The 7,745-nt window shown below is 58.4% G+C and carries 8 protein-coding genes and 2 pseudogenes; 4 read left to right on the top strand and 6 right to left on the bottom strand.

Annotation, left to right across the window (positions count from 1 at the left end; translation table 11 throughout):
* The 3 genes from ACZAHD_RS20100 to ACZAHD_RS20090 form a co-directional block, all read left to right on the top strand.
* Nucleotides 1-992, top strand: a 992-nt coding sequence (locus ACZAHD_RS20100) for a zinc-binding alcohol dehydrogenase family protein (protein ID WP_462458325.1), incomplete at its 5' end; no start/stop codon positions are given.
* Between the two features lies 1 nt (nucleotide 993).
* Nucleotides 994-1,293 (top strand): putative quinol monooxygenase, encoded by a 300-nt coding sequence (locus ACZAHD_RS20095; protein ID WP_462458324.1) that lies wholly within the window; start codon nucleotides 994-996, stop codon nucleotides 1,291-1,293.
* A gap of 217 nt (nucleotides 1,294-1,510) precedes the next feature.
* Entirely contained in the window at nucleotides 1,511-2,560 is a 1,050-nt protein-coding gene (locus ACZAHD_RS20090; protein ID WP_462458323.1) for an NAD(P)-dependent alcohol dehydrogenase, read from the top strand.
* Here ACZAHD_RS20090 and ACZAHD_RS20085 read toward each other — a convergent pair.
* Complete coding sequence (locus ACZAHD_RS20085) at nucleotides 2,557-3,510, bottom strand: GlxA family transcriptional regulator (protein WP_462458322.1); 954 nt, start codon at nucleotides 3,508-3,510, stop codon at nucleotides 2,557-2,559. The two genes, ACZAHD_RS20090 and ACZAHD_RS20085, sit on opposite strands and share 4 nt — an antisense overlap.
* A 26-nt stretch (nucleotides 3,511-3,536) precedes the next feature.
* The gene (locus tag ACZAHD_RS20080) at nucleotides 3,537-4,316 is read right to left on the bottom strand and encodes an MBL fold metallo-hydrolase (protein WP_462458321.1); all 780 of its coding nucleotides are present in this window, start codon (nucleotides 4,314-4,316) and stop codon (nucleotides 3,537-3,539) included.
* A 167-nt stretch (nucleotides 4,317-4,483) separates the two neighbouring features.
* On the opposite strand from ACZAHD_RS20080, the pseudogene ACZAHD_RS20075 reads away from it, so the two are divergent.
* Nucleotides 4,484-4,794: pseudogene (locus ACZAHD_RS20075) on the top strand (NUDIX domain-containing protein); the annotation flags it as partial.
* Here the strand turns inward: ACZAHD_RS20075 and ACZAHD_RS20070 are convergent.
* The 4 genes and pseudogenes from ACZAHD_RS20070 to ACZAHD_RS20055 all read right to left on the bottom strand — a co-directional run.
* A pseudogene (locus tag ACZAHD_RS20070) lies at nucleotides 4,764-5,153 on the bottom strand (EamA family transporter); the annotation flags it as partial. The pseudogenes ACZAHD_RS20075 and ACZAHD_RS20070 sit on opposite strands and share 31 nt — an antisense overlap.
* Nucleotides 5,154-5,177: 24 nt before the next feature.
* A complete protein-coding gene (gene nlpA, locus ACZAHD_RS20065) occupies nucleotides 5,178-5,987 on the bottom strand; it encodes a lipoprotein NlpA (RefSeq protein WP_462458326.1) in 810 nt (269 codons plus the stop codon).
* A gap of 107 nt (nucleotides 5,988-6,094) precedes the next feature.
* Entirely contained in the window at nucleotides 6,095-7,141 is a 1,047-nt protein-coding gene (locus tag ACZAHD_RS20060; protein ID WP_462458320.1) for a bifunctional transcriptional activator/DNA repair enzyme AdaA, read from the bottom strand.
* On the bottom strand, nucleotides 7,128-7,745 hold a 618-nt coding region (locus ACZAHD_RS20055), incomplete at its 5' end, for an isocitrate lyase/PEP mutase family protein (RefSeq protein ID WP_462458319.1). The genes ACZAHD_RS20060 and ACZAHD_RS20055, both read right to left, overlap by 14 nt.

Here is a 7,745-nt window from a genome sequence, read left to right as displayed (position 1 = left end):
TTACCCGCGCTGCCACTGAAGGCAGTAACATCCCCTTTTTAAGCGACATTGAACTACCGGTTCCGGTTGCTGCCGGGCATGACCTGCTCATTGAAATGAAGGCGATTTCCGTTAACCCGGTGGATACCAAAGTCCGCGCCGGATTTACCGGTGATACCCCGCGAGTGCTGGGCTGGGATGCGGTTGGCGTCGTAAAATCGGTCGGCGAGGCGGTCACGCTATTCGCGCCAGGCGATGAGGTCTGGTATGCCGGTGCGCTGGGCCGCGCAGGAAGTAATAGCCAGTTTCAGCTCGTCGACGAGCGGATCGTCGCATTAAAGCCGCGCTCTCTGGATAACGCGTCTGCCGCCGCCCTGCCGCTGACCGCCATCACCGCATGGGAATTGTTGTTCGACCGGCTTGGTGTGCAGGAAGGCGGCAACGCCGGAGACACGCTGCTGATTGTCGGCGCTGCCGGCGGTGTCGGCTCTATTCTCACGCAGCTAGCGCGCAAACTGACGCGCATGACGGTCATCGGCACCGCTTCGCGTCCGGAAAGCCAGAAATGGGTGCTTGATGCCGGGGCGCACCACGTTATCGATCACAGCCAGCCGCTCAGTGAAGAACTGGCGCGCATTGGGGTCAACGCCGTGACGCACGTCGCCAGCCTCAACAATACTGAGCAACATTACGCGCAGCTGATTGCCGCCCTCGCCCCGCAAGGTAAGCTGGCGTTGATTGACGACCCGGAATCCCTCGACGCCCGCCCGCTAAAGGCCAAAAGCATTTCGCTACATTGGGAATTTATGTTCACTCGTTCGATGTTTGAAACGTCGGATATGCTGGCCCAGCATCAGCTGCTGACCCGGGTGGCGGCCCTGATTGATGATAAGACTATCAAAACCACCCTCGGCGAGCATTACGGCACCATTTCCGCCGCACATCTGCAAAAAGCGCACACCCGGCTGGAAACCGGACGCGCGGTTGGCAAAATCGTGCTGGAAGGGTTTTAAGATGACCCGCGACGCGATATCTGTCATTGCGGTTCTGAAGGCCAAACCGGGGAAAACGGCCGATCTGCAACAGGCGCTGAAAGCCCTGTTACTGCCGACCCGTCAGGAAGCGGGTAATCTGGATTACGCCCTGTTTCAGTTGCGCGATGCACCGGACACCTTCTACATGCGCGAGTCGTGGCGTGACCCGTCCGCGCTGGAGGCGCACATCGCCCTGCCGCACTTTCAGGCCTTTATCGCGCAAATGGACAGCCTGCTGGCTGAGCCGCTGCGCCTGGATTATCTGACGTCGGTTGAATAATTGAATCATTGCCTCAACGCTTGCGGGTTCCCTGCCGGACAGGGAGCCCCTATTTTTGCCGCTTTCTTTTTTTCCCGTCTCTTTTCCCTTTCTGTTTAACACTCTGAGCTAATCGCCCCACGCCCTGCGCTGACCAGGATACGCTTACCCTTGCCACCAAAAAGCAGGTCATCCCTTCCAAATTATCCGGCACGTTCATTCAGAAAGAGGTTTCGCTATGCAGATCAATGCTATTGGTACGTACTCCGCCACCCAACCGCTGAAATCGATGGCCATCTCCCGCCGCGACCCGGGTTCCCACGATGTGCAGATTGCTATCAATTACTGCGGCGTCTGCCACTCCGACCTTCATCAGGCGCGATCCGAATGGGCCGGTACGCTCTATCCTTGCGTGCCGGGGCATGAAATCGTCGGCCAGGTGACCGCCATCGGCAACCAGGTCTCAGGGTTCAACGTCGGCGACCTGGTCGGCGTCGGCTGTATGGTCGACAGCTGTAAACAGTGTGAAGAGTGCGAAGCAGGGCTGGAAAACTACTGCGATCATATGATTCTCACCTACAACGGCCCAACGGCAGACGCGCCCGGACACACCCTCGGCGGCTATTCGCAGCAGATTGTAGTGCACGAACGCTACGTGCTGCATGTGCGCCATCCGAAGGAACAACTCGCTGCCGTGGCACCGCTGCTCTGCGCGGGGATCACCACGTACTCTCCGCTGCGCCACTGGAACGTCGGGCCGGGGAAAAAAGTCGGTATCGTGGGTATCGGCGGGTTGGGGCATATGGGGATTAAGTTGGCCCACGCGATGGGTGCCCACGTGGTGGCCTTTACCACCTCAGAATCGAAGCGGGAAGCGGCAAAAATGCTGGGCGCGGATGAGGTGGTTGTCTCACGCAACGAGGATGAAATGGCCGCCCATGTGAAAAGCTTCGATTTCATCCTCAATACCGTGGCAGCGCCGCACAATCTCGATGCTTTCACCACGTTACTTAAACGCGATGGCACTCTGACCCTGGTCGGCGCGCCGGCCAGTCCGCACCCTTCGCCGGAAGTATTTAATCTGCTATTCCGCCGTCGTGCGATTGCCGGTTCGATGATTGGCGGGATCCCGGAAACTCAGGAGATGCTCGATTTCTGCGCCGAACACGGCATCGTCGCCGATATTGAGCTGATTCGCGGCGATCAGATCAACGAAGCCTGGGAGCGCATGGTCAAAGGCGATGTCAAATATCGCTTCGTGATCGACAGCGCAACGCTCGCCGGCTAAGTCCCGCGGCGAAAGGTGCGCCGCCACTCCGCCGGGCTGACGCCAAAGCGGGATTTGAACTGCTGGCGCCAGGTCACGACGGAGCGGAAGCCCACGCTCTCCGCCACCTGCTCGACGGGCATACGACCCGCTTCGAGCAGGAGCTGACTGCGCCGCAGACGTTCCAGGGTAAGCCAGTCGGCAATGCTCATGCCGGTAGCCCTGGCGAAATGACGAGTCAGCGTACGGCGGCTCATCGCTACCACCTGCGCCAACGAGTCGAGATTGTGCGGCTCGGCGATATGCTGCTGGAGATACTCCAGCAGGCCGTTAATCCGCGCGTCGCGGGTATTTTTCGGGACCGGCTGGGCGATAAACTGCGCCTGGCCCCCTTCACGATGGGGCGGCACGATCATACGCCGGGCGATCTGATTCGCCGCCAGGCTGCCAAAACGCTGGCGGATGATATACAGGCAGCAGTCGAGCGCCGCCGCCGTGCCCGCTGAAGTAATGATCCGCTGGTCATCGACGTACAGCGCATTGATATCCAGCCGCACCTGTGGAAACTGCTGCTGAAATGCCTGCTCAAACTCCCAGTGGGTCGCCGCCCGTTTGCCATCCAGCAGCCCGGCATAGCCGAGAACAAAGGCGCCGAGGCAGAGTCCGACAATTTCCGCGCCGTTCTCCCTTGCCCGCACCAGGCTATCCAGCAGCGACTGAGGCGGCCGCTGATGCACCGCCCCCCAGTAAGGCACCACCACGATATCAGCCTGCTCAAGGGCAGTGAAATCCGCGCTGGCGTTGAGCGCAAAGCCGTCTGGCGCGGTTAACCATCCCGGCCGTTCGGCGCAAATCTGCAGGTTAAAGCGTTTCGTTTCCGAGACGCTGTTGCCAAACAACATACAGGGAACCGAGTAGTGAAAAGGGCTGAACCCGTCCACGGCGACAATCGCGACATCGGTTAATTTCATCGTCCTCTCCGTTCCCCGCGGCGGGCTTAAAAGATCATACTTTCCCCATCCTGCGGGATGCTGACAACATCGGCAATCTGATTATCCGCCACGTATTCGCGCAGCTCCTCGCGGCTCAGCAGGCAGTGATTGACCGCTTCAAGATGGATAGCGACAATTTTCGCCTCTGGCAGGGTGAAATGGGCCTTCAGCACATCTTCTTTGCCCATGATAATCGGCCCGAATCCAATCACGTGCGCGTACCCGGCATTCAACACCACGACATCGGGACGCAGCAGCAGCATATCGGCCTCAATTTCAGGGCGCCAGATAGTGTCGCCCACCAACCACAGGGTCTTCTCCTGCGGATGGCGGAACACCACGCCGCAGGCTTCTCCCAGACGTTCCGCCATAGCCGGTACGGCATAGGTGCGGTCGCTGCCATGCTGCCCTGAAATGGTTTTCTGCAAGCTGACGCCGGCAAACTCGCTCTTTTCCGCCAGCAGGCGGACATCCTGAAATCCCTGTCCACGCAGTAGGCTGGCATCACCATCATGCTGCACAAAAACCGGCAGCGTTTTCGGGATCGCGGCGATCGCCGCCTCATCCCAATGATCATCATGGGTATGAGTGACGATTGCGGCATCGACATCAATAATCGTTTCAAGGGAAAAAGGCAGCCCGACCAGCGGGTTACGCAGCCCTGCGCGGGCGGTGCCCGGGAATCCCGGCCAGGCGCCACGATCCGCCAGCATCGGGTCAATCAGGAACTTTTTCCCCGCATATTCAATAATCTGAGTTGAATTACGGATATGGGTCATTTGCATGATGTTCACTCCTCTTCGCGGTTATCTGGCGAACATCGTATGTCCCACCAGCCTGGCGCAATATGGGCATTTGGGCAATGATCGATGAGATTGGGCCAACTTTCTGCGGTGGCCTCCTCCGCGGGTTATGGTGTCCTGAACGCTCATTTTCTGAGGAAGTGGCGACGATGAAAAAGAGACTGACCGCCGCCGATATGCACAACGCCGAAGTCATTGCGCAAACCCCGTGGTTCAGCATGCATAAGGTGGCTATCGACGTCACGGATGCCGGGCGCCGCGATTTTTACTCTGCCCATTACCCACGCCCGGCGCGGAGGATTGTCGCCATGCAGCAGGACAAAGTGCTGCTGATCCGCCACTACCGGTATCTGATCGATAAGGTGGTGTGGGCTATTCCGTCCGGTGGTTTGATGAAGGGGAAGAGCAGCGTGCGGCGGCCCTGCGCGAGCCACGGGAAGAGACCGGCAGGCACTCCCAGTCCCCCCGGGCCGGGCGCGTTTTCATCATCACCCATGTGGTAAGCGGTACAAACAGCATCGACAGGCTCATGATGAACGCCCCCTCACCCAGCGAGGCAGCGGTCGAGACCGAGTAGATCCACAGACACAGGTTTAGCGCAAACCACAGCCCACCGTTCGTCATCGGCCGCCAGTGTCGCCTCTCAACGTGAAAGCCGCGACAAAACGGCAGCAACAGCAGCGCCGCAAAAAAGAAACGTAGCCCAAGGAAGGCGAAAACCGGCATCCCCGCGATGGCTTCGCGAGAAAAAATCCATCCGCATGTGGCGATAACCCTAGCGGCGACCAGCAGTAAATCCGCCTGACGCTGCCGGACCATATTCACCTCTCCTTGTGTTGACGATTACCAGCCAGGAACCGCGCCACCGTTAAAGATAGTCTCTGCCGCCTTTGCCACTTCCGGCGACTGATAGGACTGCATAAACTCCTTTACCTTTTCCGCGTCTTTATTGTCTTCGCGGGCCACGATGATATTCACGTACGGCGAGTTTTTATCTTCAATAAAAATCCCGTCATGTACCGGCGAGAGCCCGGTTTGCTGAAGATAGGTGGTGCTGATAATCGCCACATCCACTTTCGGGTCGTCCAGCACGCGCGGCAGTTGCGCGCCTTCCAGCTCCATAATATTCAGGTGACGTGGATTGGCGGTGATATCGACCGCCGTAGGCAGCAGGCCAGTCCCGGCCTTCAGGGTAATCAGCTGCTCTTTTTGCAACAGCAGAAGCGCGCGGCCCAGGTTGGTGGGGTCGTTCGGAATGGCAATTGTCGCCCCGTCTTGCAGATCGGTCATCGATTTTATTTTGCGTGAGTAGCCCGCCATCGGGAATACGAAAGTGTTGCCGACCGCCACCAGATGGTAGCCGTGCGCTTTGTTATCCTGCTCGAGGAACGGCCGGTGCTGGAAGACATTTGCATCCAGATCGCCGGCGTTCGTCGCTTCATTAGGCAAAAGCGAACCGCTGAACCCCACCAGCTCGACTTCCAGACCATATTTCTCTTTCGCGACCTTTTTAGCCACTTCCGCCACATCCTGTTCCGCGCCGTTGATGACGCCGACTTTAATGTGTTTCGCATCGCTGCTTTTCTGGTCGCAGCCCGCCAGCAGCAGGCCCACCAGCACCACAGCGGCGGCTGTCCGTAAACGCAATTTCATCATTTTTACCCTGTCAGTCCATAGAAGTTGTTATTATTTCGTACGAAACTATAACGACTTTATGGCCAGGTTTTAAACTGCAAAACGGCAACCGGAAATAAAATCATCTACCGGTACCTGGCTTCATGCGCCAGCAGCCAGGCTTTACGCGCCAGGCCGCCGCCGTAGCCGATCAGTGAACCATCTTTACCAATAATACGGTGGCAGGGAATGACGATTGCCACCCGGTTCGCGCCGTTGGCGTTGGCGACAGCCCGCACAGCACTGCGTTTCCCCATCTGCTGCGCCAGCCCTTGATAATGTTGTGTCTCGCCGTACGGTACCGCCTGGAGCTGCTGCCAGACCGCCAGTTGAAAGTCGCTGCCCGGCGTATCAAGCATCAGGGAAAAATGGTGGCGCTGGCCAGCAAAATATTCGCCGATCTCCTTCACCGCCTGGCACGTATGTTCATTCTCCCCTGCGAGAATATTGGCTGATAACAGACGCTGGATATCGCGAAATTCCGTCTCCAGCATCCGACGGTCAACGAACTCCAGCAGACAAACGCCGCGCTCGCTGGCGCAGACAAACATCGGACCGACAGGAGTGGTAAAGCGGTGGATCAAAATGACCTGCGCCGCGGCGCTTGGCGCGCGACCGGTGAGTTTTTTACAGGTATAGCCAAAACCGCTCAGCGAATCGTAGCCACTGTCAAACGCAACGTCGATCGTGCGGCGCCCGCCTTTAAGTTCTTGTAAGGCGGTATTCACCCGCAGCATCCGTTGAAAAGCCTGGAAAGTCATCCCGTAGTGATGGGTAAACCAGCGGCGTATCCTTTCCGGGCTGATGTGCTGCTGGCGCAGCTGGTCGTCGCTGATCCGCAACTTCGGGTTATCCCGCAGTTGCCGCATCACCTGCTCTACCATCGGCGGCGCGGAGCTGGCGTTCTCCGTCGGCCGGCAAATCTTGCACGGGCGAAATCCAGCGCTGAGCGCGGCTTTAAAATCGCGGTAAAACTCCACGTTCTCCCGCTTTGGCTTGCGGGCACGACAGGTGGCAAGGCAAAACACCCCGGTCGTTTTCACGCCCACGAAAAATACCCCCGCATACCCGGCATCGCGCACCAGCAGCGCGGCGTACCAGGTATCGCATAAACCGCTATCAGTCACCTGCATGGCCAAACACTCCATTAAACGATTGCTGCCGCCGCACGTTGCGCAGAAGAATCCGTAGATATTTCTGCTGCGCACGATGCAGCACATTACCCATAGAAACGCGCTTCACCCCAAGGCTGGCAAGCTCGCCAGTCTCTGGTAACCCGGGCATCGCCATCACGTTCAGCGGCAGTGTGACCGCCGCCACAATAGCCGCAATATCCGCCACCCCGGTGACACCGGGCACAAACAGACCATCCGCACCGTTTTGGGCATACAGCTGACCCCGGGCTATCGTCTCGGCCCGGGCCTGGGGCAGGTTCAGCAAAAATGTATCGGTCCGAATATTCAGAAACAGCGGCGCACCCGCCTGCGCCAGACCCGTTTTAATCGCCCGCAAGCGCCGGGCGAAAGCTTGTGCCTCAACCAAAGCACGCTCGTCTTCGTTCACCAGACTGTCTTCCAGATTCACCCCCACGACACCGGTGTGTGCCAGCGTACACAAATTATCGACCACTGCTTCGACGCTGGTACCATATCCGGCTTCCATATCCACGCTCAGCGGAAGTGCCACCCGCGCGCGGATGCGGGTGACCAACTGCAGCAGTTCTGCGAACAGTAGCCC

Origin of the sequence: Raoultella sp., assembly GCF_039594335.1 — a bacterium.
Classification (GTDB): Bacteria; Pseudomonadota; Gammaproteobacteria; order Enterobacterales; family Enterobacteriaceae; genus Klebsiella.
This window is presented reverse-complemented; position numbering and strand designations above follow the sequence as displayed.

Bases quoted from the DNA above. Each gene is read 5' to 3' on its own strand.
- ACZAHD_RS20095 (WP_462458324.1), top strand. From the start codon at position 994: ATGACCCGCGACGCGATATCTGTCATTGCGGTTCTGAAGGCCAAACCG.
- ACZAHD_RS20090 (WP_462458323.1), top strand. From the start codon at position 1,511: ATGCAGATCAATGCTATTGGTACGTACTCCGCCACCCAACCGCTGAAA.
- ACZAHD_RS20085 (WP_462458322.1), bottom strand. From the start codon at position 3,510: ATGAAATTAACCGATGTCGCGATTGTCGCCGTGGACGGGTTCAGCCCT.
- ACZAHD_RS20080 (WP_462458321.1), bottom strand. From the start codon at position 4,316: ATGCAAATGACCCATATCCGTAATTCAACTCAGATTATTGAATATGCG.
- nlpA (WP_462458326.1), bottom strand. From the start codon at position 5,987: ATGAAATTGCGTTTACGGACAGCCGCCGCTGTGGTGCTGGTGGGCCTG.
- ACZAHD_RS20060 (WP_462458320.1), bottom strand. From the start codon at position 7,141: ATGCAGGTGACTGATAGCGGTTTATGCGATACCTGGTACGCCGCGCTG.